This window comes from Endobacter medicaginis (assembly GCF_014192375.1).
Taxonomy (GTDB): domain Bacteria; phylum Pseudomonadota; class Alphaproteobacteria; order Acetobacterales; family Acetobacteraceae; genus Endobacter; species Endobacter medicaginis.
In genome coordinates this window covers 208,744-234,242 of the sequence record NZ_JACHXV010000003.1, presented here as the reverse complement: position 1 = coordinate 234,242, position 25,499 = coordinate 208,744, and the positions used below count along the sequence as shown (strand labels likewise).

Below are 25,499 nucleotides of genomic sequence, written 5' to 3'. Positions count from 1 at the left end.
GGTGTGGTGGTACACGAGATCACCACACTTTGAGGGATGAATTGTGGGGCAGTTTCTTAATGGGAGCGCCCGCACGAAACTCAGCGCCGACAAAACCCGTCACGCAATGCTCCTCTCCAAGCGAAAAGAGCATCGCCAACACTGACGTGCACTCAAAATCCATCCCACGGATTTAGCATGACTCAACGCATCAGATGTGCAGCGCGCGGCCCTCGACGGCGAGGGCGGCTTCCTTGACGGCTTCGCTCAGGGTGGGGTGGGCGTGGCAGATGCGGGCGACGTCTTCGGCGCTTGCGCCGAATTCCAGCGCGGTGACCAGTTCGGCGATCAGGGCGCCGGCGTCGGGGCCGACGATGTGCGCGCCCAGCAGGCGGTCGGTGGCCTTGTCGGCGAGGATCTTGACGAAGCCGTCCGTCGCCTCCATCGCCCGGGCCCGGCCGTTGGCGGTGAAGGGGAACTTGCCGACCTTGTAGGCGATGCCCTGCGACTTGAGATTTTCCTCGGTCGCACCCACCGTCGCCACCTCGGGCCAGGTGTAGATCACGCCGGGGATCGCCTCGTAGTTCACATGGCCGGACTGGCCGGCGAGCAGTTCGGCGACCGCGACACCCTCCTCTTCCGCCTTGTGCGCCAGCATCGGGCCCTCGATCACGTCGCCGATGGCGTAGATGCCGGGCACGCTGGTCGCGTAGTGCGAATCCACCGTGATGCGGCCGCGGGAGTCGAGCGCCACTCCGGCCTCCTTCGCGCCGAGACCGTCGGTCACGGCACGGCGGCCGATGGCGACCAGCACGATGTCGGCCTCGATCGTGGTGGGCTCGCCGCCCTTGGCGGGCTCAAGCGTCAGTGTCACGCCGGCGTCGGTGGTCTCGGCTTTCGTCACCTTCTGGCCGAGGCGGAACTTGAGCCCCTGCTTGCCCAGGATGCGCTGGAAGGCGGTGGCGATCTCGTCGTCGGTGCCGGGCAGGATGCGGTCGAGGAACTCGACCACGGTGACCTCCGCGCCCAGCCGGTGCCACACCGAGCCGAGCTCGAGGCCGATCACGCCGGCACCGACCACCACGAGGTGTCTGGGCACCGCGTCCAGTTCCAGCGCGCCGGTGGAGCTGACGATGCGGCGCTCGTCGATGGCGATGCCGGGCAGCGGGATGGAGTCGCTGCCCGTCGCGATGACGATGCTTTTCGCACCGTAGGTGGTGCCGTCCACCTCGACGGCGGGACTGTCGCCGGGGACGAGGCGGCCGGTGCCCTTGAGCCAGGTGACCTTGTTCTTGCGGAACAGGAACTCCACGCCCTTGACGTTGGCCTCGACGACCTCCGCCTTGCGGGCCTGCATGCGGGCGAGGTCGAGACCGACCTTGTCGATGACGATGCCGTGTTTGGCGAAGCTGCCGGTGGCCTCGTGGTAGTTCTCGCTCGACTGCAGCAGCGCCTTGGACGGGATGCAGCCGATGTTGAGGCAGGTGCCGCCGAGGGTGTCGCGCTTCTCGACGCAGGCGACCTTGAGGCCCAGCTGGGCGGCGCGGATCGCGCAGACATAGCCGCCGGGGCCGGCGCCGATGACGATCAGGTCGAAGCTCTCGCCGGGCGCAGGTGCGGGTGCGGCCTTCGGCGCGGCCGCGGCGGTGGGTTTCGCCTCGGGCGCCTTGGCCGCCGGCGCCTCGGCCACGGGCGCCGGAGCGGCCGCGCGGCCTTCACCGTCCTCGATGGTGGCGATCACCGCGCCGACCTCGACCTCGTCACCCTCGCCGGCCTGATGCGCGCCGAGCCTGCCCGCCGCCGGGGCGGGAACGTCGACATTGACCTTGTCGGTCTCGAGCGAGGCGACCGGCTCGTCGGCGGCGACCGAATCGCCGGGCTGTTTCAGCCAGCGCGCGATGGTGGCCGACGTGACACTCTCGCCGAGCGTCGGCACCTTGATTTCGATCGCCATGACGGGGCCTCTTTATGCGTGAGTCTTCTTCTTTTTCTGAAGAAAAAGAAGCAAAAAGACTTTCATCCGTTAAATACCGAGCCAACGGATGAAAGTTCTTTGGTTCTTTCTTTCAAGAAAGAACATCCTTCCTACAGGTCCAGCAGCAGTCCGCGCGGATCCTCGACCAGTTCCTTGACACGGACCAGGAAGCCGACGGCACCGCGGCCATCGACGATGCGATGGTCGTAGGACAGTGCGAGATACATCATCGGGCGGATCTCGACGCGGCCGTCGATCGCGACCGGGCGGTCGACGATCTTGTGCATGCCGAGAATGCCCGATTGCGGGGCGTTGAGGATCGGCGTGCTCATCAGCGAGCCGAAGATGCCGCCATTGGTGATCGAGAACGTCCCGCCGGTGAGGTCGTCGAGGCCGAGCTTGCCGTCACGCGCGCGGCGGCCCAGTTCGGCGACGCGCTTCTCGATGTCGGCGAAGCCCAGATCCTGCGCGTCGCGCAGCACGGGGACCACCAGGCCCTGCTCGGCGCCGACGGCGATGCCGAGATTGACGTAGGAGCGATAGACGATCTCGTCGCCGTCGAGCTCGGCGTTGAGCGCGGGGAACTCGCGCAGGGCGGCGATCACCGCGCGGGCGAAGATCGACATGTAGCCGAGCTTCACGCCGTGGCGCTTCTCGAAGCGCTCGCGGAACTCGGCCCGCAGCGCCTGCGCGGCACTCATGTCCACCTCGTTGAAGGTGGTCAGGATCGCGGCGGTGGCCTGCGCCTCCTTCAGCCGCGCGGCGATGGTCGAGCGCAGGCGGGTCATCTTGACGCGCTCGTCGCGCGGGTCGTCGGCGCGGGGGGTCTTCGGCGCGGACGCGGCGGCCGGGCGGGGGGCCGTCCCCTGGCCGAGGAACGAGAGCACGTCGCCCTTGGTCACACGGCCGCCCTTGCCGGAACCGGCGCCGATCGCATCCGCGCCGACATCGTTCTCGCGCATCAGCTTGGCGGCCGACGGGAAGGCCGGCGGCGAGCCGAGCGAGCTGGGCGAGGCACCGCCGTCGCGGGCCTGGTCGGCGGGCGGGGTCGCCGGGCGCGAGACCGGGCCGGAGGCGCGCGGCGGCGCGTTGATGCCGGGGGCGGGCTTGGCCGCCTCGCGCGCAGGGGTGACCGGGGCGGGGGCGCCGGAGCCGGTGACGGGGGTTTCGGTCACCGGTAGGTCGGTGCCGGGGGTCTCCGCCTTCGCCTCCGCTTTCGGGGCGGGTTTCGGGGCGGGTTTTGCCGCGGACTTTGCCTGGGGCTTGGGGGCCGGCTTGCCCCCGCCTTCCTCGCCCGCGCCTTCCTCGACGGTGGCGAGCAGCGCGCCGACGGCGACGTCGTCGCCCTCGGAGGCGGCGTGGTCGCCGAGCACGCCGGCCGACGGGGCGGCGACCTCGACCGAGGCCTTGTCGGTTTCCAGCTCGACGACCGGCTCGTCCACCGAGACCGACTCACCGGGCTGTTTCAGCCAGCGGGCGATGGTGGCGGAGGTGACGGATTCGCCCAGCGTGGGCACCTTGATTTCGGCAGACATCTTCGTTTCCCCCGGCCCTTTCAGGAGACCAGCCCCAAGGCTTCGGCCACCAATGCTGTCTGCTCGGCGGCATGCGTCTTGGCAAGACCCGTCGCCGGGCTCGCCGCCGCCTTGCGACCGGCATAGACCGGGCGGGCGTGGCCGTGGCCGATCGCGCCCAGCACCGCCTCGATGCGGCGGTCGACGAAGCTCCATGCACCCATGTTCTCGGGCTCTTCCTGACACCAGACGATCTCGGCGTTGACATAGGAGCGCAAAGCGGCGCCGAGCGCACCTGCATCGAAGGGATAAATCTGCTCGAGGCGAAGGATCGCCACGTCGTCGATCCCCTTGTCGCGGCGGGCGGCGAGCAGGTCGTAATAGACCTTGCCCGAGCAGATCACCACGCGACGGACGCGCTCGGCCTCGGCGATGGCGTCGATCTCGCCGATCACCGGCTGGAAGAAGCTGCCCGGCCCCATCTCGTCGAGGGAGCTGACCGCGAGCTTGTGTCGCAGCAGCGATTTCGGCGTCATGATGACCAGCGGCTTGCGGTACTCGCGCTTGAGCTGGCGGCGCAGGGCGTGGAAGTAGTTCGCGGGCGTGGTGAAGTTCGCGACCACCATGTTGTTCTCGGCGCAGAGCTGCAGGAAGCGCTCCAGGCGCGCCGAGGAGTGCTCAGGCCCCTGCCCCTCGTAGCCGTGCGGCAGCAGCAGCACGAGGCCGGACATGCGCAGCCACTTGGTCTCGCCCGAGGCGATGAACTGGTCGATGATGACCTGGGCACCGTTGGCGAAGTCGCCGAACTGGCCCTCCCACAGCACCAGCGACTGCGGATCGGCCAGCGAATAGCCGTATTCGAAGCCGAGCACGCCGAATTCCGACAGCAGCGAGTTGTAGACCTCGATGCGGGCCTGCCGGTCGTCGATGTTGTTGAGCGGGACGTATTCGTTCTGGTTGGACTGGTCGATCAGCACCGCGTGGCGGTGGCTGAAGGTGCCGCGCTGGACGTCCTCGCCGGAGAGGCGCACGCGGTGACCCTCGATCAGCAGCGTGCCGAAGGCGAGCGCCTCGCCGGTCGCCCAGTCGATGCCCTGGCCGGACTCGAACATCTCGGCCTTGGCCTCGAGCTGGCGGGCGATCTTGGGGTTGATGGCGAAGTTCTTCGGCACGGTGGCCAGTGCGGTGCCGACATGGCGCAGCGTGTCGAGCGCGACCGAGGTGACGGGCGCGTCGTCGCAGTCGGTGGCGGCGCGCAGGCCGGACCAGCGGCCTTCCAGCCAGTCGGCCTTGTTGGGGCGATAGGATTTCGCGGCGTCGAACGCCTCGCCGAGCTGCGACTGGAAACCGTCCCAGCCCTCCTTCGCCTGCGCCTCGCTGACCACGCCCTCGCGGGCCAGACGCTCGGCATAGAGCGTGCGGGTGGTGGGACGCGCGCGGATCGCCTTGTACATGGTGGGCTGGGTGAAGGCCGGCTCGTCGCTCTCGTTGTGGCCGTGGCGGCGGTAGCAGACGATGTCGAGCACCACGTCGGCGCCGAAGCGCTGGCGGTAGTCGGCGGCGAGCTGCGCGCAGTAGACCACGGCCTCCGGCTCGTCGCCGTTGACGTGCAGGATCGGCGCCTGCACCGACTTGGCCACATCGGTGCAGTACAGGCCCGAATAGGCATGGGCGGAGACGGTGGTGAAGCCGATCTGGTTGTTGACCACCACATGGATGGTCCCGCCGGTGCGGTAGCCGATGAGCTGGCTCATCGCCAGCACCTCGTAGACCAGCCCCTGGCCGGCGAAGGCGGCGTCGCCATGCATCAGGATGCCCATCACCGCGCGGCGGGTGGCGCTGTCGTCGGTCATGTCCTGACGCGCGCGCACCTTGCCGACCACCACCGGGTCGACGGCCTCGAGATGCGAGGGGTTGGGCTGCAGCGAGATATGCACGCTGTGGCCGGCCAGCTCGACATCGGTCGAGGTGCCGAGATGGTATTTCACGTCGCCCGAGCCCTGCACGTCGTCGGGCTTGAAGCTCGCACCGCCGAACTCGGAGAAGATCGCGGTGTAGGGCTTGCGCACCACGTTGACCAGCGTGTTGAGCCGGCCGCGATGCGGCATGCCGATCGCCACCTCGCGCACGCCGGCCCCGGCCGCGCGAGCGATGATGGCGTGCAGCGCGGGGATGGTGACCTCGCCGCCCTCCAGGCCGAAGCGCTTGGTGCCGACATAGCGCTTCTGGCAGAACGCCTCGAAGCCTTCCGCCTCGGTGAGCTGCGACAGGATGGTGCGCTTCTCGTCGCGCGTCGCCCAGTTGCGCCACGGCGCGCCCTCGACGCGGGCCTGCAGCCAGTCCTTCTGCTCGGGGTCCTGGATGTGGGTGAACTCGATGCCGACCGGGCCGCAATAGGTCTCGCGCAGGGCGGCGACGATCTCGTTGATGGTGGCGGTGTCGCGCTCGAGCAGGTCGGCGAGCGCGCGGCCGATATAGACCGGGCGGTCGCAGTCGGCGGGGCCGAAGCCGTAGCTGGCCGGGTCGAGCTCGGGGTGGGGCTTGGGCACCTGCAGGCCGAGCGGGTCGAGGCGGGCCTCGAGATGGCCGCGCACGCGATAGGCGCGCACCATGGCCAGCGCGCGCAGGCTGTCATCGGCGGCAGCATGGGCGACGGCGAGCGATACGCCGCCCGGCACCCCGCCCGGCTGCGCGGCGCCGGAGACGGGCGATACCGCCGGCGCCGGGTCGGAGCCGATTAGCGAGGCATGACTGCCCCAGGACGCACCCGCCACATCGGCGATCGCCGCGCGGCCCTCGTCGTCGAGCGCCTCGAACAGCGGGATAAAGCTCGCGTCCACGCTGCCGGGATCGGCCGCCCAGCGCGCATAGAGATCGGCGACATATGCCGCATTCGCCCCGCTCAGGGCCCCCGCCAGAACGTCGACGCCTGCCATTTCGGCCTCCAGTAACCCCTCGCAGCCCCGCCCTGGACCGTTCCGCGTTGCGCACGACGCGCAACCGCTGGTCTCTGTCAGCGGTCAACTGACCTAACCATACAGAGATACGCTTCCGACCGACTGCTTGCCAACGCGGCAAATCCCTATCAGCCATGCTGATTACGCATGAACACCTTGACGAAATGTTCATTTTTCGCAGGGCATGCTCATTTTGCAGGCAATCGTGCCCGGGGAGCGCTGACATGGACCCGAACGGCACCCAGGCGTGGCGACGTGCGCGCGTCTCTCCGACCGGGCCGACCGCGCGTCCGCGTGCGCCGCATCGCCAGTATCACCAGCGCGCGGGGCGCTGCCTGTCCAGTCCTCGGCTGTGTCGGCCATGTAACAGAGACGGGAGTTTCCGTCCGCGAGAGACTGGACGGGTCGGCGGATTATCCGGCATCTACGCGGCGAAATGATCTGTCAGCCGCCTTGCCGCCGATCGGGGCGATTGCTGCTCGCCGCGTGCCTGCCGGGCCTGCTGTCAATCGCCGCACAGGCGCAGACGGCCGAAACCCCGCCCCCGGCGCTCAGCTTCGAGCAGGCCGCCACGCTCCAGTCACAGGCCTCGGCCCGGCAGCGGGGCGCGGCCGCCGGGGTGGCGGCGGCCAAGGCGGATCGCGATGCGGTGTCCACCCTGCATCGCCCGCAGGTCAGCCTCGACGTGCAGGAGCTGCGCTACCAGAAGACCATCACCGTGCCGCTCAACGGCGTCAAGCAGGGGGTGCAGAACAACGTCAATTCGGCGCTGACCCAGGCCGCCGGGCAGGTGCGCGACCAGTATGGCGAGGCGGCCGGGAGCGTCGCCGACCAGGTCGCCGCGCAGGTCTCGTCGCTGCTGCCCGGAATCGTCGCCCCGATCCCGGATTCGCTGTCGGGCAGCTTCCGGCAGAACAATTTCCGCCCCACCGTGAGCGCGGTGCTGCCGATCTACATGGGGGGCGCGATCAGCGCCGCGCAGGGGGCGGCGGCGGCGAAGCTGCGCGAGGCCACCGCCGCCGAGGGGATCGCCACCGACGCCGACCGCGTCAGCCTGGTGCAGGCCTATTTCGGCCAGGCGCTGGCCGCGCAGGTGCTCGCCACCCGCCGCGACACGCTGGCCGGCATGGACCGGCACCTGCGCGACGCCACCCTGCTGGAAGCGCACGGCGTCTTGCCCCGGGCACGGCGGCTGGAGGTGCAGGTGGCGCGGGATGCGGCCGAGCGCGCCGTGCTGCGCGCCGAGGGCGACTACCGCACCGCGCAGCTCTCGCTCGCCAGCCAGCTGCAGAGCGGCGCGGTGCGCACCGCGACACCGCTGTTCGTCAACCAGGCCCCGGTCGGGCCCGAGGACGGCTTCGTGCTCGCCTCGGCCGCCAACCCGCAGATCCGCGCCGCCTCCGGCGCGCAGGACGCGGCCGGCTCGGCCACGAAACTCGTCCGCGCCCAGTACCTGCCCAAGATCTACGCCTTCGGCACCTACAATCTCGCCCGGCACGACGAGGTTCCGACGCTGCCGGACTGGGCGGTCGGCGTCGGCGTGCACATGACGCTGCTGTCGGGCACCGACCGTGCCGCGGAGATGCGCGCCGCCCATGCCCGCGAGGCGCAGAGTGCCGCCGCCCGCGACCAGGCCGAACGCGACGTGAAGCTCACCGTCGAGCGCGCCTGGACACTGACCGACACCACACGGCGCGAATATCTGTCCGAAGCCTCGTCGCTGACCGCGGCGCGCGAGAACCTGCGCACCCAGGAAGCCGCGTTCCGCGAGGGCGAAGGCACCACGGCTTCGGTGATCGACGCGCAGAACCTGCTCGGCGACGCGCTCGTGCAGCGTGCCGCCACCGCCTATGAGTACGATCTCGCGCTGATCGCGCTGCTGACCACCTCCGGCCAGGCCGAGCGCTTCGAGAGCTTGCGCACCCGCGCCGATGCGCTCGACGCCCCCACCGACGACGACGAGACCCCATGACGGACGAGACGAAGCCGGAAGGCGAACACGAGCCCGATGGCGGTCGCCCGCCACCGCGGCGCGGCGCGATCATCGTCGCGGTCGTGCTGGTGGTGGTGCTGATCCTCGTCGCGATCGGGCTGTATCTCGCCTCGCGCCCGCCACCGCAGCAGGTGCAGGGGATGATCGATACCGACACGATCTCGATCTCGTCGAAGGTGCCGGCCAGGGTGAAGACCCTTCTCGCCCATGAGGGCGATGCGGTGCGCGCCGGACAGGCGGTCGCGATCCTCGAAAGCCCCGAACTCGTCGCGTCCAACCATCAGGCCAGCGGCGCGCTGGTCTCGGCCAGTGCCGCGCAGGCCCGCGCCGACAACGGCGACAGGCCGGAGACCATCGCCTCGATCGCCTCGCTGTGGCACAGCGCCCTCGCGCAGGCCGATCTTGCCGCCGTCTCCGCCCGCCGCGCGGAGGCGCTGTTCGCCGAAGGGGTGATCGCGCGGCAGCGCCGCGACGAGGCCGTCGCCGCCCGCGCCTCGTCGGCCGCCAATGCCGAGGCCGCCCACCAGCAATATCTCAAGGCCCTCGCCGGCAGCCGCCCCGAGGACAAGGTCGCCGCCGCCGGCCAGGTGCAGGTCGCGCAGGGCGGCCTGGGCGTGTCCGACGCGCTGCTGGCCGATCTCACCCTGGTCGCGCCGATCGACGGCGAGATCTCGCAGCGCTTCGCCAATCCCGGAGAGGTGGTGATCCCCGCCGCCCCGCTGTTCTCGCTGATCGACCTGCACGATCTGTGGGTGACGATGAATCTGCGCGAGGACCAGTATGGCGGCATCGCCATGGGCCACGTCCTGCACGGGCACATTCCGGCGCTGGACGATCGCGCCGCCGATTTCCGCGTCAGCTTCATCCGCCCGCAGGGCGATTTCGCCACCGAGCGCACCACCCGGCAGTCACGCGGCTACGATGTCCGCTCCTTCGAGGTTCGCGCCCGCCCGGTCGGCGACATTCCCCGTCTGCGACCCGGCATGAGCGTGCTGTTCGACTGGCCGCAGTGAGCGTGATGTCGCGCGGGGTCCTGCCCCGGACCTCGGCAGGGGGCGGCGCACCCGCATGATCCGCGCCCTGTGCGACGAGGTCGCCACGATTCTTCGCCGGCCCTGGGAGCTGGTGCTGATGCTGGTGCTGCCGCCGCTGGCGATGGTGACGATGGGGGCGATGCTGATCGGCGGCACCATCCGGCATACGCCGGTGGGTCTGGTCGATGACAGCCATTCGGCGCTGGGCCGGTCGGTGCTGAGGGCGCTTGCGGCGAGCAGCGATCTGTCGGTCGAGATGAGTTCCGGCAATCTGGAACAGGCCTGGGCGCGGCTGCGGCGGGCGGATCTGTATGCCGTGGTGTATCTGCCGCCGGATTTCGAGCGGCGGGCGCGGGCACGGACGCCCGACGCCGTGCTGATCTACGAGAACGCGAGCTTCTACACGGCGGCCAGCCTGGCGGGGCGCAAGATCACGGCGGCGCTTGGCGACAGGCTCAAGGCGTTCGCGCCGCGGCTGCTCGGGCTGCCCGAGGAGGTGGGGGCGGCGCTGTCGGGGCATCGGCCGGCGGCGCCGCAGGTGCAGGTCAGTTTTGTCGGCAATCCGCAGCTCAGCCTGGAGCTGTTTCTCGGCAGCCTGATCGTGCCGGGGGTGCTGCTGCTGCTGGCGAGCTGTGCGGCGATCGGAGCGGTGTCGCGCGAAATGCTGGAGAAGCGGCCCCAACCCTGGGGGATGGCCAGTCCCTGGGCGCTGCTGGTGGCGCGCCTCGCACCGACGGTGGTGATCTTCACGCTGTGGCTGATGGTGTGGACGGTCTGGCTGGGGGCGGTGCGGGGGTTTCATCCGGTCGGCAGCGTGATCGAGATCGTGGCGGCGGAGGCGCTGCTGATGGTCGCGACATGTTCGATCGCGGCGTTGCTGGTGGGTGCGGCCGGCGATCCGGATTCGGCGTATTCGGCGTCCACCGTCTATGCCGGGTCGTCGATCGCGTTCTCGAATGCCACGCTGCCGCTGGTGCATGGTCCGCTGTTCGCGCAGTGGGTGAGCAGCGCGATACCGCTGAGCCACTACATCCGCATCCAGAACGGACAATGGACGCTCGGGATGCCGCTTGCAGCGAACCTGGGCGATTTCGCCCTGCTGGCGGGCTACGCGGTGATCCCGCTGCTGGTGGCCGCCCCGCTGCTGCGGTGGCGGTCGCGCAAGCCCGGCAAGGAAGAGAAGGTGCCGCCGGCGGCCCTCAACGATACCGGGTTCTGGCGGAGCTATGTCGATACGGTGGCGTCGATGGTGCGCTCGAAGCCGCTGTTCTCGCTGTTCCTGCTGTCGGTCGCGCTCTACGCGTTCTATTACCCGTCGGCCTATGTCGGGCAGACGGCGCACGACCTGCCGGTCGGCGTGCTGGACCAGGAGCATGACCGTTTCTCGCGCGAGCTGATCCGGCATCTGGACGCGACCGAGGCGGTGGCGGTGACGCGGATCAGCGGCGATCCGGTGGAGGCTACGCGCTGGCTGGCGGCGGGCCGGGTCATGGCGCTGCTGGACATTCCGCCGGATTTCAGCCGCCGGCTGGGGCGGCTCGACGCGCCGGGCCTGGCGCTGTCGACCGATGGCGGCTACCCGACGCGGGCGTCGTTCGTCGGTGGGGCGGTCACGAGCGCGCTGCCGCCGGCGATCCGGCAGACGGCACAGGACGTTCTGGGCATGACGCTGCCGCGCGCGGATGGGACGACGGGACAGGCCTTCGCCGTCACTACGCTGCCGATGTTCAACACCACCAACGGCTATGGCAGCTACGCCGTACCGGGGGTGATGTCGATCATCCTGCAGCAGACGCTGCTGTTCGGCACCGCGACGCTGGCCGGGTTCCGGCGCGAGGCCTGGGCGGGACGCCGGCGTCGGGGGCGACCGGGCTGGAAGATGAGCTGGCCGCATTTCCTCGGGCTGTGGACGGCCCTGACCGTGGTGGGGTTCTGCACCAACGCGTTCTACTGGGGCTTCGTGCTGTGGTTCCAGGATTTCCCGCGCGGCGGCAACATCGCAGGTGCTGCGTTTCTCGGTGGCTGGTTCGCGGCCGCGGTCTCGGGGCTCGGCCTGCTGGTCGGCAGCCTGTTCGACCGGCATGACCGGGCGGTCTACATCCTGGCCGGGACCTCGGTGCCGCTGTTCTTTCTCGGCGGGCTGGCGATCCCGCATTTCGCCATGCCCGGCTGGCTGGTCGCACTGGCCTGGCCGATCCCGTCGACGGTGGCGATACCGGCCTTCGTCGAGATCAACGGGGCGGGGGCGAGCCTGGCCGAGATCGCCCCCTACACGCTGACGATGATCGTGCTCGCCCTGATCTATGGCGCGCTGGCCGGCTGGCGCTGGTGCGGGCCTTCATGGAGGGCGACGCCGCGTTCGAGGTAGTCGGGGCTCTGCATTTCCTGAAGCCGGGAGGCGGTGCGCTCGAAGGCCTTGGCACCGCGTCCCGCGACGAACAGCCGGTCCGGCTCGGCGGAGGCGGAGGCGACGAGCATGGTCCTGGCCTCGTAGAGCGCGTCGATCAGGGTGATGAAGCGGCGCGCGACGTCGTGGCTGTCGGCATCGAGCGGGGGGATGTGGTCGATCAGCACGCTGTCGTAAGCGCGCGCGATGGCGAGGTAGTCGCCGGGGCCGAGATTGGCGGCACACAGGGCCTTGAAGTCGAAGCGGGCGGTGCGGCCCGCGGCGGCGGGGATCGGCAGCGCGCGGCCGTTGACGCTCAGGCTGTCGGGATGGGGGGCGGCACCGCCGGTCAGCCGGGCGAAGGCGGCGTCGAGGGCGGCGGTGGCCTGAGCGTCGTCGGGGGTGAGCCAGACCTTCGCGGTGCGGGCGAAGGCGCGCCGGTAGTCGATGGCGCCGCCGAGGGTGATGGTGTCGGCATGGGCGCGAATGATGGCGATGAAGGGGCGGAACGCCTCGCCGCCGGGCTGGTCCTGGAAGAGATTCTCGGGGCGGGTGTTGGAAGTGGCGACCATCACCACGCCGCGGGCGAACAGGGCCTCGAACAGCCGGCCGAGCAGCATCGCGTCGGCGATATCGTTGATCTGGAACTCGTCGAAGCACAGCAGCCGGGCCTGTCCGGCGACGTGGTCGGCGAGCGGGGGGATCGGGTCGGCGAGGTCGGGGTTCGCGCGCTTGGCGGCGTGCAGGCGGGCGTGCATGTCCTGCATGAAGGCGTGGAAATGCAGGCGTTGGCGGGGTGCGACGGGGGCGTGCTCGAAGAACAGGTCCATCAGCATCGACTTGCCGCGTCCGACCTCGCCGACCAGGTAGACGCCCTTCGGCGGTGGCGGGGCGCGGCGCAGAAGGCGGCTGAGCCGGCCGGCGCGGGCGGCGACGGCATGGGCGGCAAGCTCGTGCCAGAGCCGGTCGAGCCGGGTGATGGCGGCGAGCTGTCCGTCATCGGGGCTGAGCGCGCCGGAGGCGACACGGGCCTGATAGACCGCGAGCGGGGAGAGATCGGGCTGGGACACGTGCTGAGCACTACCGGTGCCGGCGCGGCACGGCAACACCGCAAGATGTGGCGCCCGGCGAGGGCCGGCGGGCGGCGGCGATCAACCATTTGCGAGCGTGCAGCCTTTGCCGTCCGTCATTCGTTCGCAGGACATGATGGCTCATTTTCGCCACATGATCGTCATAATCCTGCAGGCCGCCTTGCTGGCCGGCGTGGGCACGCTCGCGCTCGAGGTGGCGCCGAGGGTGGCTGCCGGCGCGACGATCGGACAGACGGGCGGACAGACGGCTCCGGTGCAGGCCGAGCCGGAAGCCAGGGCTGACGGGACCGGGCACCATGCGCTGTTCGACAGCCGGCACTGTTCGGCGATGCCGCAGCAGCTCAAGGCTGCCTGGGCGCCGGATCGGGCCAATCCGCAGCGCGATCGGCTCGGGATGGCCGCGGTGAGTGCGTGCCCGCATTTCCTGTCGACGATGAGCCTGGTCAAGCCGCATCACGTCTGGCGGGGCTGAGCCGCTGTCATAGGCAGCGGTCTGGCGCGATTGATCCAGCGCAAACCATTCCGATCATTGGGGTTTTGACCAGCTCGGGTGGCGGATCGGCCATGCGGAGAGCGGGCTTGCGGAGCGTGACGGCGGGGGCCTAGATCGCAATCCGCATCGTTTGTGAAGGCCATTGCCGCATGCCCCCGGTTCTCGATTATGCCGCGCTGGAAGCAGCCCCCGTCGCCAGCGAACCGTTCCGCCATGTGGTGATCGAGCGCTTCGTCGCCCCCGAATCACTGCCGGAGGTGACGCGGGATCTGCCGCCGATGTCGTCGGGTGGATCGTTTCCGCCCGGATCGCTGCGTCTCGGGCCGAGCGCGAAGGCGCTGGTCGAGGCGCTGCAGGGTCCGCGGCTGAAGGCGATCGTGTCGGAGAAGTTCGGCCTCGATCTGGGCGACGCGCCGACCATGCTGACGCTGCGCGGCCGCACGCGCGAGCAGGACGGCAAGATCCACACCGATTCGGTGGCCAAGCTGGTGACGATCCTGCTGTATCTGAACCCGCTGACGGAGGCGTGGAGCCGGCAGGAGGGCTGTCTGCGGCTGCTGCGCGGCCCTGACGATCTGGAGGACTACGCCGTCGAGGTGCCGCCGGTGAACGGCACGCTGCTGATCTTCCCGAACGGGCCGGACACCTGGCATGGACACCGCCAGTTCGTCGGCCAGCGCTACACGATCCAGCTCAACTACATGGCCGACAGTGCGAAGGCACGCCACGAGATGCGGCGGCATCACCTGTCGGCGTTCGTCAAGAAGTTCGTCTCGGCGGCCTGAACTCACCCCCTCCCCGCCACCTTCCCCAGCATCGCGAACACGTCATCGAAGGAGCCGTTCGCCTCGGCGAAGCGCAGGGGCCTGACGCGTTCGACCAGGATCTCGGCGGGCGTCGGGGTCTGGGCGAACAGGGCGATCGTCTCGGAGATGAAGTCGGGCAGTGGCATGTAGCCTGCACGGGTGGACTGGCCGGGGGTGAGGTCGGTCTGCACGCCGGGGGGCGCGAGCTCGATCACCTCGACGCGGCCGCGGAGCTGTTCGCGCAGCACCACCGTGTAGGAATGCAGCGCCGCCTTGGTGGCGCTGTAGGTGGGTGCGGTGGGGAACGGCACGAAGGCGAGGCCGGAAGTGACGTTGACGATGGCGGCGTCGGGCCGGGTGGCCAGATGGCCGATCAGGACGTCGGTCAGACGGATCGGGCCGAGCAGGTTGGTGGTGATGGTGGCTTCCGCGTCGGAGAGATCGCGCGGGCGGTCGATCGCCTCGCTGCGCATAATGCCGGCATTGTTGACCAGCACGTTGAGGGTGGGATGCTCGGCGGTCACGCGGGCGGCGAAGGCGCGGATGGAGGCCGGGTCGTCGATGTCGAAGGCGATGGCCGACATGTTCGGCCGGCCCTCGATGACCGCATCCAGCGCGGCCTGCCGGCGGCCGGCGACGATGACGTGGTTGCCGGCGTCGGCGAAGGCCTGCGCGAGGGCGGCGCCGATGCCGGAGCCGCCGCCGGTGATCAGGATGGTGTTGCCGTCGGGTCGCATGGGTGATCCTCGAAGGGTTGGTCCTGGCGTGGAGATACGCCGTCGCATCCAGCTCGAAAGAAGGCACCGGAAAGATTTATACTTACCCGCGGGAGAGTGTGGAGCCGACGATGGTCATCAGGATGAGCGAGGCCGATCTCGAGCGGGCGAGGCGCCATGTGCGCGCGTCGTCGGCGAAGGATGCCGACCCGAGGGTCGAGGCGATGGTCAACGAGCTGATCGGCCGGGTGGCGGACAAGTGGACGATGCTGGTGCTGGAGGCGCTCGACGCGCACGAGGTGCTGCGCTTCACGCAGCTCGCACGGGCAGTGCCGGGGATCAGCCAGAAGATGCTCACCCAGACGCTGCGGCAGATGGAGCGCGACGGGATGCTGGAGCGCACCGTCCATGCGGTGGTGCCGCCGAAGGTGGAATATCGGCTGACCGCGCTGGGGCACGGGCTGGGGGCGGCGTTCTGCGGGGTGTGGATCTGGGTCGAGGACAATCTCGCCCGGGTGGAGGCGGCGCGGGCGGCGTATGATGCTCGCGCCCGCGCCTGAGGCTCAGCCGACCTTGTCGGGGGTGCGGTTGACGAGCGGCGCCCAGGCGCGGCCGTCGGCCGCGAGCAGGCGGTCGGCGCCGGCGGGGCCGGCGGAGCCGGCCTCGTAGAGTTCGGGGCCGGAGGGGTCGGCTTCCCAGGCCTTGAGCACCGGGTCGACCACCGCCCAGGCGGCGTCGATGTTGTCGGCGCGCTGGAACAGCGTCGCGTCGCCGATCAGGCAGTCGTAGATCAGCGTCTCGTAGCCGACATTGGGGGTGAGGTTGAAGGCGTCCTCGTAGCGGAACTTCATCTCGACGGGGGCGAGGTCCATCGCCGCACCGGGGATCTTGGCGTTCAGCCGCATCGTCATGCCCTGTTCGGGCTGGATGTTGAGGATGAGCTGGTTGGGCGGCAGCTCGTCGACCGGCTCGTCGCGGAAGATCGAGATCGGGGCGCGCTTGAACTGCACCACCACCTCGGTGAGGCGGTCGGTCATGCACTTGCCGGTGCGCAGGTAGAACGGCACCCCCGACCAGCGCCAGTTGTCGATGTGCAGGCGCAGCGCGACATAGGTCTCGGTGTTGGAGGTGGGGGCGACGCCGTTGGACTGGCGATAGCCGGTGACGTCCCTGTCATGCACACGGCCGGCCGTGTACTGGCCGCGCACCGCGTCGTCCTTGGTGCAGGGGCGGATGGATTCGTAGAGCGCTTCCTTGGCGGAACGCACCGCTTCGGCCGAGAACGAGCTCGGTGGTTCCATCGCCACCATCGCCAGCAGCTGGAACAGATGGTTGGGCACCATGTCGCGTAGCGCGCCGGTGGGCTCGTAGAAGGCGCCACGCTGTTCGACACCGACCGTCTCGGCGGCGGTGATCTCGACATGGTCGATGTAGAAGCGGTTCCACAGCGGCTCGACGGTGATGTTGGAGAAGCGCGATGCGAGGATGTTCTGCACCGTTTCCTTGCCGAGGAAATGGTCGATCCGGTAGATCTGGCTCTCGTCGAGCACGCTCAGCAACTGGGCGTTGAGCTTCTTGGAGCTGTCGAGATCGGCGCCGAAGGGCTTCTCGACCACGAGGCGGCGGTACTTGCCCTCGGGCGCCCTGGTCAGGCCGGCCTTGGAGAGATTCTCGGCCACGGTGGCGAAGAAGCGGGCGGCGACGGCGAGATAGAACACCGCGTTGCCGTCACCGATCTTTTCGCCCAGTGCCTTGAGCTGCTCGACATCGGTGAAATCGGCCTTGAAATAGCTCATCCGGTTGGACAGCGAGCCCCACCACTCCTCGTTGATCTTCGGGGTGTAGAACTCGGCATGCGGGTCCTTGGTGAACTCCTGCATGGTGTCGGACAATTCCTTGCGCCATGCAGCGTCGTCGGCGTCGACGCGGTCGACGCCGATCACCTTGAAATCAGGATCGAGCAGGCCGGCGCCGGTCAGGTTGTAAAGCGAGGGGGTGAGCAGGCGCTTGGTGAGGTCGCCATGGGCGCCGAAGATGACCAGCGTGCCGGGGGGCGCGGGCGTCTTGCCGGCCGGCTGGGCGGTATGCTGCCCATGGTCCTGGGTCGCGACCGCGCCGTCGCTGGTGGCAGCCGGTTTGACGTCGTCGGCCATGAAGGAGAACTCCCTGCTCATTTCTGTCGCGTGAGAGAACGCATGACTCCCCTGCGGGATTGGCGAGCGTGTCCGCTTGTCGGGCGGGGCAGCATGGATTAGCAACTTTGTTCCCCTGCGGCGGGGATCAGCTTTCGGGATCAGGATCGATGACGGGTTACAACGTGGCTGTGGTGGGTGCGACCGGGGCGGTCGGGCGCGAGATGCTGCGCACGCTGGTGCAGCGCGACTTTCCCATCCGCGAGATCACCGCGCTGGCCTCGCCGCGCTCGGCCGGCCAGGAGGTGAGTTTCGGCGAGCGGGTGCTCAAGGTGCGCAACCTCGAGACGTTCGACTTCGCCGGCACCGACATCGCGCTGTTCAGCCCCGGGGCGTCGGTCTCGGCGGTCCATGCGCCGCGCGCGGGGGCGGCGGGCGCGATCGTGATCGACAATACCTCGCAGTTCCGCATGGACCCCGACGTGCCGCTGGTGGTGCCGGAGGTCAATCCGGGCGCGCTGGGCAAGATCGGCCGGAGGCGGATCATCGCCAACCCGAACTGCTCGACGATCCAGATGGTGGTGGCCCTCAAGCCGCTGCACGAGGCGTTCGGGCTCAAGCGCGTGGTGGTGTCGACCTATCAGGCGACGTCGGGCGCGGGCAAGGAGGGCATGGACGAGCTCTATGCCCAGACCAAGGCGAGCTTCGTCAACGATCCGGTGACGCCGCAGCAGTTCACCAAGCCGATCGCCTTCAACTGCATCCCGCATATCGACATGTTCATGAACGACGGCGCGACCAAGGAGGAGTGGAAGATGGCGGTGGAGACCCGCAAGATCCTCGACCCCGATGTGGCGGTGATCGCCACCTGCGTGCGGGTGCCGGTGTTCGTGGGCCATGCGGAGGCGGTGGTGGCGGAGTTCGAGCGCGAGGTGGATCTGGAGACGGCGCGCAAGCGGCTGCGTTCGGCGCCGGGCGTGGTGCTGCACGACAGCCGCGAGGATGGCGGCTACATCACCAATATCGACTGCGTGGGCGAGGATGCGAGCTTCGTGTCTCGGCTGCGCATCGATCCCACCGTGCCGAACGGGCTGGCGTTCTGGTGCGTGTCGGACAATCTGCGCAAGGGGGCGGCACTCAACGCGGTGCAGATCGCCGAGACGCTGGTGGCGCGCAAGCTGCTCGCCGCCGCCTGAGGCGGCGGCTGTGTGAGACATCCGGCACCGGCCCGCACCCCCACCCGGCCCCCCACGACAGTCTGCTGAAATGGGTGGCCGGGTGGGAGTGCGGGCCGATGCCGGATGTCAGGACTCGGGGATCGCCGCCAGCTCCGCCCGCCACAGCGCGGCGTTGCCGTCGGAGGGGGCGCGCCAGTCGCCGCGGGGCGAGAGCGACCCGCCATGGCTCACCTTGGGGCCGTTGGGCATCGCCGAGCGCTTGAACTGGCTGAAACCGAAATAGCGCTCGACGAACACGCCCAGCCAGTGGCGGATCTCGGCGAGGTCGTAGCCGCGCCGCGCGTCGGGCGCGATGCCCTGTGGCCAGCGTCCGGCCGCGGGGTCGGACCAGGCGTGTTCGGCGAGGAAGGCGATGCGCGCCGGGCCGAAGCCGTGGCGCAGCACGTGGAACAGGGTGAAGTCCTGCAAGGCGTAGGGGCCGATCTTCGCCTCGGTGCTCTGCACGGCACCGTCCGCGCCGGCCGGCACCAGCTCGGGGCTGATCTCGGTGGCGAGGATCCGGCGCAGGATGTCGCCCACCTCCGGGCTGTAGAGGTCGCCCTCCGCCACCCAGCGGATCAGATGCTGGATGAGTGTCTTGGGCACGCCGGAATTGACGTTGTAGTGCGACATGTGGTCGCCGACGCCGTAGGTGGACCAGCCGAGCGCGATCTCGGAGAGGTCGCCGGTGCCGAGCACCAGCGCCTGGTGGTGGTTGGCGAGGCGGAACAGGTAGTCGGTGCGCAGGCCGGCCTGCACGTTCTCGAAGGTGGTGTCGTAGACCGGGGCACCGCTGCCGGCCGGGTGGTCGATCATGCGCAGCATCAGCTCGGCACTCGGGCGGATGTCGAGCTCGGCCGCGCGCACGCCGAGGGCGTCCATCAGCGCCCAGGCATTGGCCTTCGTCTCGCCCGAGGTGGCGAAGCCGGGCATGGTCCAGGCGAGGATGTCCGAGCGCGGCAGGCCGAGCCGGTCGAAGGCGCGGGCGGCGACGATCAGCGCCTGGGTGGAATCAAGGCCGCCGGAGATGCCGATCACCACCCGTTTCGTGGCCGTCGCACGCAGGCGCTGCACCAGGCCGCTGACCTGGATGGCGTAGGCCTCGTAGCAGTCGGACGCGAGGCGTGCGGGGTCGGACGGCACGAATGGGAAGCGCTCGAGCGGGCGGCGCAGGCCGAGATCGGCGATCGGCGGGTCGAGGGTGAAGCCGATGCGCCGGAAGGGGGCGGCCGGCGGGGTGGCGCGCGCGTTCTCGATGAAGGTGGTCATGCGCAAGCGTTCCTGGGCCAGGCGCATCAGGTCGATATCGGCGGTGGCGCGCGAGGGGCCGGTGGGGAAGCGCCCGCTCTCGGCGAGGATGTCGCCGGCCTCGTAGATGCCGACCTGCCCGTCCCAGGCGAGGTCGGTGGTGGATTCGCCCTCGCCGGCGGCGGCGTAGACATAGGCCGCGAGGCAGCGCGAGGACTGCGCGCGGCACAGCAGGGTGCGGGTGTCGGCGCGGCCGATGGTGATCGGGCTGGCGGAGGGGTTGGCCAGCACCGTCGCGCCGGCGAGCGCGCCGGCACCCGAGGGCGGCTGTGCCACCCACAGATCCTCGCAGATCTCCACATGCAGGACGAAGTCGCGCAGGTCGGTGGCGGCGAATAGCAGGTCGGTGCCGAACGGCACGGTGTCGCCGGCAATGGCGATGGTCTGGCCGGCGAGGCCGATGCCTGAGGCGGAGGTCCGGGCCTCGTAGAACTCGCGGTAGTTCGGCCGGTAGGATTTCGGCACCGCGCCGAGGATGCGGCCGCGATGGATCACCACCGCGCAGTTGTAGAGCGCGCCGCCCTGACGCAGCGGGGCGCCGACCACGAGCACCGGCAGCAGCGAGGCGCTGGCGGCGGCGAGATCGGCCAGCGCCTGCTCGGTGGTGTCGAGCAGGCTCTGCTGCAGCAGCAGGTCGGAAATGGTGTAGCCGACCAGGCCGAGTTCGGGGAACACCGCGAGGCCCACCCCGTCGGCGGCACACTCGGTGGCCTGTTCGATCACCGCGCGGGCGTTGGCGTGCGGATCGGCGAGCACGACCGGCGCGGTGCAGGCGGCGACGCGCAGGAAGCCCTGCGCGTAGAGGTCGTGGAAGCGGGTCGGGTCGGGCACGGGTGTCACGGTGACGCCGCCCCGCTTCGCGGTCCGTCGCGGAATGTGCGTGGGAGGGTCAGATGACGTGTGTCCGCGAGCATCGCAGCGGAGCGACCTGACGGGTCGTGAGCAGCGAAGCGCAGTGGACGCGCGCCAGATGGCCGTTCCACGTGCATTCCGCGATGGACCGTCACGGGTTGCAGATCATGCCGTCCTGGCCGGGGCTGCCCTGGATGTTCTTCGGGCCGCCGGAGCACAGGTCGTACTCGTGGTTGGGGCGCGTGGAGGGGTTGGCGTAGAGATAGGGGTGATTCCACGGATCGAGCGGGACGCGGCTGTCCTTGGTGTAGGGGCCGGCCCAGCCTTCGGCGTCGCCGGGCTTCTCGACCAGCGCCTTCAGACCGTCCTCGCTCGAGGGGTAGGAGCCGACATCGAGCTTGTAGAGGTCGAGCACGGTGCCGAGCTGGGCCACCGACTGTTTCGCCACCGACACCCGCGCGCCGCCGAGCTGGCGCAGGGCGGCGGGGGCGACGAGGGCGACCAGCAGGCCGAGAATGGCGATCACCACCAGCAGCTCGAGCAGGGTGAAGCCGCGCTCGTCGCGGTGAAGCGGGGTGTCGGGGGGCGTGCGAGGCGGGGCGGGCGATTGGCGCAGCGTCATGGCGATGTGGTAGACAGCCCCGCCGGGCTTGTCGAGCGCCCGGCGATGCAGGCTTGGAGGAGAGCGTTCGCGTGCCGGTGCCGCCGACCATACCTTATATGGAGTGCATGGTGCGCACGGCCGCGTTCTACCGCCTGCCGCCGCGTGTGCTGCCGGCGATCCACAGCGTCGAGGGCGGCGCGGTGGGCGATGCGATCGCCGACCCGGACGGCACGCGCGATCTCGGCGTGATGCAGATCAACACCCGCTGGGTGCAGCCGATCGCGCGGCGCACGGCGATGAGCGAAGCGGAGACCTATCGGCGCCTGCGCGACGATGCGTGCTTCAACATCGCCGCCTCGGGGCTGATCATGCGTACCTATCTCGACGAGACCAGCGGCGACCTGATGCGCGCGATCGGGAACTATCATTCCCATACGCCGTGGCTGAACAGCTCGTACCGGCTGCTGGTGCTCAACGCGGCGATGGTGATGTTCAATCCCGGGGCGGCGCGGCCGCGCGCGGCCGGGGCGGGTGCGCGACAGATGACGCCGACGCAGCGGATTGCCGCGAAAACAGGCGCACGTGCCGTGCCCGGGGATGTGGTCCGCCGACATTCGAGGCAACCTGCGGTCTCCACGGGCTCCGATTCGTCCGCAGGGCGCGACGGATGAGTTTTTTTTCATCCGGACACCCGTTTCGGGATTTTACTCATTCCGGTCTTGAGACAAACTCCCGCGCCTGAGGCACGAGGAGCGTGTCCCAAGACGGAGTTAGAGCATGCGTAAAGGTTGTCTCGTCACCACGGCCCTCGCTGCCATCGGCGTCGCGGCGCTTGCCGCCGCCCCCGCCCATGCCATCCCGACCATCAAGGCCCAGCTCGCCGCCAACATGGCGCCGGCGGTGGCCGACACCTCGAAGGTGTCGTTCGACGTGTTCCTGCCGCTGCGCAACAAGGCCGATCTGAGCGCGCTGCTCGCCGCCCAGCAGAATCCCGGCTCGCCGCAGTTCCACAAATGGCTGACCCCGGCGCAGTTCGCCGAACGCTTCGGCCCGAGCAAGCTCCAGATGCTGCGCATCGCGACGGAACTGCGCGCCCGCGGCCTGAGCGTCGACCTGCACACCCGCGCGCTGCATGTCAGCGGCTCGGCCGCCGACGTCAACAAGGTGCTGGCGACCAAGCTGGTCACCGCGCAGCTGCCGAGCGGCATGCGTCACACCGTCGCCGCCCGCGCCATCACCCTGCCCGCCTCGATCACCGCCGCCGGCGGCATGGTGGTCTCGTTCAGCCAGCATCCGCATGAAGCGCACACCATGGCGCGCAATGTCGGCGAGATCGACCCGACCAACCGCAACAGCGCCACCGGCACCTATTGGTACAACGACCTCAAGCAGGCGTACCAGTATCCGGCCTATGGCACCACGGTCACCACGCCCAGCGGCGCGACCCAGCTTCTCGACGGCACCGGCACCACCATCGCGCTGCTGATGTCGAGCGATGCGCTCGATTCCGACGTCGCGGCGATGTTCAACCACGAGGGCTGGTCGACCGTGACCGGCAAGCCGAACCCGACGCTCTACAAGCACATCGCCGTCAATGGCGGCTGTGCGGTGACCGGCGCGCCGCAGGCCTGTGGCGCGTTCGACGAATCCTCGCTCGACGTGCAGATGGCGATCACCGGCGCGCCGGGCGCGCATGTCGAGCTGTACAACATCCCCGACCTGTCGGATGACAGCATCATCGCCGGCTACCAGCAGATCGTCGACGACAACGAGGCCGACGTGATCAGCTCGTCCTTCGGCGGCTGCGAGCTGTATTATACCGCCGATTACAATTCCGGCACCGACTACACCTACCTGCTGCAGATCGAGGACGAGCTGTACATGCAGGGCAATGCCCAGGGCCAGACCTTCATGGCCTCGTCGGGCGACAATGCCGGGCTCGAATGCCCGTCCAAGAGCTATGTGCTCAACGGCCAGGCCGGCACCTTCCAGGCCGGCGTGTCGGTCCCGGCCGCCGATCCGAACGTGACCGCGGTGGGCGGCACCAACCTGGTGACCTCCTACACCAAGGGGTCGTACGACAGCACCTATGTCGGCGAGAACGCCTGGAGCGATCCGCTCAAGCCGTATGACGTGTATGGCCTCGGCGCGACCGTGTCGGGCGGCTACTGGGGCGCAGGCGGCGGCGTCAGCACCATCTTTCCGCGCCCTGTCTACCAGACCGTGGCCTACTCCGGCAGCGAGACCTTCCGCGCCGTGCCGGATATCGGCATGATGGTCGGCGGCTGCCCGGGCAGCATCTCGGTGACGCCGTGCAATGGCGGCAACCAGCCGATCAACGGCAATGGCAACACGCAGCGCAGCGCCGTCGCGGTGGCGATCGGCGGCAAGTTCTACGGCCTGATCGGCACCTCCGTCGCCTCGCCGGAAGGCGCGTCGGCGATCGCCCTGGGCATCGAGCATTACGGCCGCCTGGGCAACATCAACGCCTGGCTCTACACCTTCAGCGCCATGCAGCAGTACACGCCGGGCGGCGAGAGCGCGGCGGTGGCGTTCCTGCATCATGGGATCCAGGGCTATAACGGCGTGGAGGCGAACAGCAGCTACTCGGTGGGCTACAATCACACCACCGGGATCGGCACCCCGATCGTCTACCGCCTGGTGGGCGTGCCCAACGCGCAGGTAGCCGGCACGCCGCGCACCGCGACCAATCCGTAACTCCGGGCGGGACAGGCTGAGACAGGCGGGGCGGCATCCATCCGGGTGCCGCCCCGTTTCACATGCGGCGGACGGGTTGCGGGGCGGGCTCAATGCTCTATGTCTGTGCGGCCGTGTTGCGCTGCAACATCTGCTGGTTCCGGGAGCTTGAGATGCCGTCCCTCACCCCCCGCTTGCGCATGTTCGCGCGCGATGAGTGGTTCACCGACCTGTCCGGACTCCGTCGCGACATTCTCGCCGGCATGGTCGGCACGTTCGCGCTGATCCCCGAGGTGATCGCGTTTTCCTATGTCGCCGGGGTGGACCCGGCGGTGGGGCTGTATGCGTCGTTCCTGATCGGGCTGGTGATCGCGTTCGCCGGCGGGCGGCCGGCGATGATCTCTGGCGCGGCCGGCTCGGTGGCCCTCGTCGCCGCTCCGCTGGTACGCGCGCACGGCATCGAGTACCTGCTCGCCGCGACGCTGCTGTGCGGTCTGCTGCAGGTGCTGTTCGGGCTGCTGCATCTGGACGTGCTGATGCGCTTCGTGTCGCGCTCGGTGCGGACCGGCTTCGTCAACGCGCTCGCCATCCTGATCTTCTCGGCGCAGCTGCCGCAGATCCTCGGCCATGGCCCGCAGTTCGGGCTGGCCAACGACCTGATGATCGGGCTCGGGCTGGTCATCGTGTATCTGCTGCCGCGGCTGACGCGCGCGATCCCCTCGCCGCTGATCGCCATCGTGGTGCTCGGCGCAATCGCCGCGGTGGTGCCGATGCCGCTGCACACCGTGGGCGATCTCGGCCGGCTGCCCGACAGCCTGCCCGCGCTGCACATCCCCGCCGTGCCGTTCGATCTGGCAACGCTCGGCATCGTGTTTCCCTATGCGCTGGCGATGGCCACGGTCGGCATGCTGGAATCGCTGATGACGGCCGGGGTGGTCGACGACGAGACAGACACCGATTCCGACAAGCGCCGCGAGACCGCCGGGCTGGGACTGGCCAATCTCGCCGCCGGCGCGTTCGGGGGCATCGCCGGCTGCGGCATGATCGGCCAGACGGTGGGCAACCTGCGCTATGGCGGGCGCTCGCGCGTCTCCACCCTGACCGCCGGCGTGTTCCTGCTGATCTGCATGGTGGTGCTGCGGCCATGGGTGGCCCGCGTGCCGGTCGCTGCCCTGGTGGCAATCATGCTGATGGTGTCGGTCTCCACCTTCCAGTGGAGCAGCCTGCGCGACCTCACCCGCCATCCGCAGCTCTCCAGTTTCGTGATGCTGGCCACCGTCGCGGTGGTGGTGGCGACGTCCGATCTCGCGATCGGGGTGGGGGTCGGCGTGCTGCTCAGCGGGCTGAATTTCGCCTTCCGCGCCGCGCGGCTGATGCGGGTGGAGGAACGCGACGAAGGCGATGCGCGCGTGTTCGCCGTGCACGGGCCGGTCCTGTTCGCCTCGTCGGACCTGTTCGCCGAGAAGTTCCGCGCCGCAGCACTCGAACGCGCGGGCGGGCGGGTGATCATCGACCTCACCGACGCCCATGTCTGGGACATCACCGCCGCCGGCACGCTGAATTCGGTGATCGAGCGGCTGCGCCGGCATGGCGTCGCGGTGGAACTGCGCAATCTCAACGAACCCTCCGGCGCGCTGGTCCGGCAGACCGTCGGCGGCTGAGCACGCCCGTCTGCGTCACATCGGATATTGATCCGGGAGCGTTTCGACCTCACGCTGTCATCACGGTGGCCGGGGAGGTATTTG

General features: G+C 69.4%; 18 protein-coding genes. 10 read left to right on the top strand and 8 right to left on the bottom strand.

Annotated elements, in window-relative coordinates:
• Positions 1 to 190 precede the first annotated feature (190 nt).
• The 3 genes from lpdA to FHR90_RS04975 all read right to left on the bottom strand — a co-directional run bounded on the left by lpdA (position 191) and on the right by FHR90_RS04975 (position 6,404).
• The gene (gene lpdA, locus FHR90_RS04985; RefSeq protein WP_183274870.1) at positions 191 to 1,933 is read right to left on the bottom strand and encodes a dihydrolipoyl dehydrogenase; all 1,743 of its coding nucleotides are present in this window, start codon (positions 1,931 to 1,933) and stop codon (positions 191 to 193) included.
• A gap of 131 nt (positions 1,934 to 2,064) precedes the next feature.
• Entirely contained in the window at positions 2,065 to 3,489 is a 1,425-nt protein-coding gene (odhB, locus tag FHR90_RS04980; protein WP_183274869.1) for a 2-oxoglutarate dehydrogenase complex dihydrolipoyllysine-residue succinyltransferase, read from the bottom strand.
• A gap of 20 nt (positions 3,490 to 3,509) precedes the next feature.
• Positions 3,510 to 6,404 carry a 2-oxoglutarate dehydrogenase E1 component gene (locus tag FHR90_RS04975; protein WP_183274868.1) on the bottom strand — a complete coding sequence of 965 codons (2,895 nt, stop codon included), beginning with the start codon at positions 6,402 to 6,404 and terminating at the stop codon, positions 3,510 to 3,512.
• Between the two features lie 493 nt (positions 6,405 to 6,897).
• On the opposite strand from FHR90_RS04975, the gene FHR90_RS04970 reads away from it, so the two are divergent.
• Genes FHR90_RS04970 through FHR90_RS04960 form a run of 3 tightly spaced genes read left to right on the top strand, consistent with a single transcriptional unit; the run spans position 6,898 to position 11,820 of the window.
• The gene (locus FHR90_RS04970; protein WP_183274867.1) at positions 6,898 to 8,397 is read left to right on the top strand and encodes a TolC family protein; all 1,500 of its coding nucleotides are present in this window, start codon (positions 6,898 to 6,900) and stop codon (positions 8,395 to 8,397) included.
• Entirely contained in the window at positions 8,394 to 9,431 is a 1,038-nt protein-coding gene (locus FHR90_RS04965; RefSeq protein WP_183274866.1) for an HlyD family secretion protein, read from the top strand. Before FHR90_RS04970 ends, FHR90_RS04965 begins: the two co-directional genes overlap by 4 nt.
• 55 nt (positions 9,432 to 9,486) lie before the next feature.
• Positions 9,487 to 11,820, top strand: a complete 2,334-nt coding sequence (locus FHR90_RS04960) for an ABC transporter permease (RefSeq protein WP_176625439.1) — start codon at positions 9,487 to 9,489, stop codon at positions 11,818 to 11,820.
• Here FHR90_RS04960 and zapE read toward each other — a convergent pair.
• Positions 11,754 to 12,908 carry a cell division protein ZapE gene (gene zapE, locus FHR90_RS04955; RefSeq protein WP_183274865.1) on the bottom strand — a complete coding sequence of 385 codons (1,155 nt, stop codon included), beginning with the start codon at positions 12,906 to 12,908 and terminating at the stop codon, positions 11,754 to 11,756. The two genes, FHR90_RS04960 and zapE, sit on opposite strands and share 67 nt — an antisense overlap.
• Positions 12,909 to 13,062: 154 nt before the next feature.
• Here zapE and FHR90_RS04950 point away from each other — a divergent pair, with 154 nt between their 5' ends.
• Entirely contained in the window at positions 13,063 to 13,401 is a 339-nt protein-coding gene (locus FHR90_RS04950) for a hypothetical protein (RefSeq protein ID WP_183274864.1), read from the top strand.
• A 170-nt stretch (positions 13,402 to 13,571) separates the two neighbouring features.
• Complete coding sequence (locus tag FHR90_RS04945; protein WP_176625679.1) at positions 13,572 to 14,207, top strand: 2OG-Fe(II) oxygenase; 636 nt, start codon at positions 13,572 to 13,574, stop codon at positions 14,205 to 14,207.
• Positions 14,208 to 14,209: 2 nt separating this feature from the next.
• Here FHR90_RS04945 and FHR90_RS04940 read toward each other — a convergent pair whose 3' ends face one another.
• Entirely contained in the window at positions 14,210 to 14,965 is a 756-nt protein-coding gene (locus FHR90_RS04940) for an SDR family oxidoreductase (RefSeq protein ID WP_176625678.1), read from the bottom strand.
• Positions 14,966 to 15,075: 110 nt separating this feature from the next.
• Here FHR90_RS04940 and FHR90_RS04935 point away from each other — a divergent pair, with 110 nt between their 5' ends.
• Positions 15,076 to 15,504, top strand: coding sequence for a winged helix-turn-helix transcriptional regulator (locus FHR90_RS04935; RefSeq protein ID WP_176625677.1), 429 nt, complete (start codon positions 15,076 to 15,078; stop codon positions 15,502 to 15,504).
• Positions 15,505 to 15,507: 3 nt separating this feature from the next.
• Here the strand turns inward: FHR90_RS04935 and zwf are convergent, their stop codons facing one another.
• Positions 15,508 to 17,097: a glucose-6-phosphate dehydrogenase gene (zwf, locus tag FHR90_RS04930; RefSeq protein ID WP_183274863.1), complete on the bottom strand. Its 1,590-nt coding sequence runs from the start codon at positions 17,095 to 17,097 to the stop codon at positions 15,508 to 15,510.
• A gap of 149 nt (positions 17,098 to 17,246) precedes the next feature.
• On the opposite strand from zwf, the gene FHR90_RS04925 reads away from it, so the two are divergent.
• Positions 17,247 to 18,272, top strand: coding sequence for an aspartate-semialdehyde dehydrogenase (locus FHR90_RS04925; RefSeq protein ID WP_176622489.1), 1,026 nt, complete (start codon positions 17,247 to 17,249; stop codon positions 18,270 to 18,272).
• Between the two features lie 108 nt (positions 18,273 to 18,380).
• Here the strand turns inward: FHR90_RS04925 and FHR90_RS04920 are convergent, their stop codons facing one another.
• Both FHR90_RS04920 and gspG read right to left on the bottom strand, forming a co-directional pair.
• Positions 18,381 to 20,441: an NAD(+) synthase gene (locus tag FHR90_RS04920; RefSeq protein ID WP_176622491.1), complete on the bottom strand. Its 2,061-nt coding sequence runs from the start codon at positions 20,439 to 20,441 to the stop codon at positions 18,381 to 18,383.
• Between the two features lie 163 nt (positions 20,442 to 20,604).
• Positions 20,605 to 21,075, bottom strand: a complete 471-nt coding sequence (gspG, locus tag FHR90_RS04915; protein WP_176622493.1) for a type II secretion system major pseudopilin GspG — start codon at positions 21,073 to 21,075, stop codon at positions 20,605 to 20,607.
• Between the two features lie 107 nt (positions 21,076 to 21,182).
• On the opposite strand from gspG, the gene FHR90_RS04910 reads away from it, so the two are divergent.
• The 3 genes from FHR90_RS04910 to FHR90_RS04900 all read left to right on the top strand — a co-directional run bounded on the left by FHR90_RS04910 (position 21,183) and on the right by FHR90_RS04900 (position 25,415).
• Positions 21,183 to 21,728: a lytic transglycosylase domain-containing protein gene (locus FHR90_RS04910; RefSeq protein WP_176622495.1), complete on the top strand. Its 546-nt coding sequence runs from the start codon at positions 21,183 to 21,185 to the stop codon at positions 21,726 to 21,728.
• A 106-nt stretch (positions 21,729 to 21,834) separates the two neighbouring features.
• Positions 21,835 to 23,775 carry a S53 family peptidase gene (locus FHR90_RS04905; RefSeq protein WP_176622497.1) on the top strand — a complete coding sequence of 647 codons (1,941 nt, stop codon included), beginning with the start codon at positions 21,835 to 21,837 and terminating at the stop codon, positions 23,773 to 23,775.
• Positions 23,776 to 23,954: 179 nt separating this feature from the next.
• Positions 23,955 to 25,415: a SulP family inorganic anion transporter gene (locus FHR90_RS04900; RefSeq protein WP_176622501.1), complete on the top strand. Its 1,461-nt coding sequence runs from the start codon at positions 23,955 to 23,957 to the stop codon at positions 25,413 to 25,415.
• Positions 25,416 to 25,499: the final 84 nt, after the last annotated feature.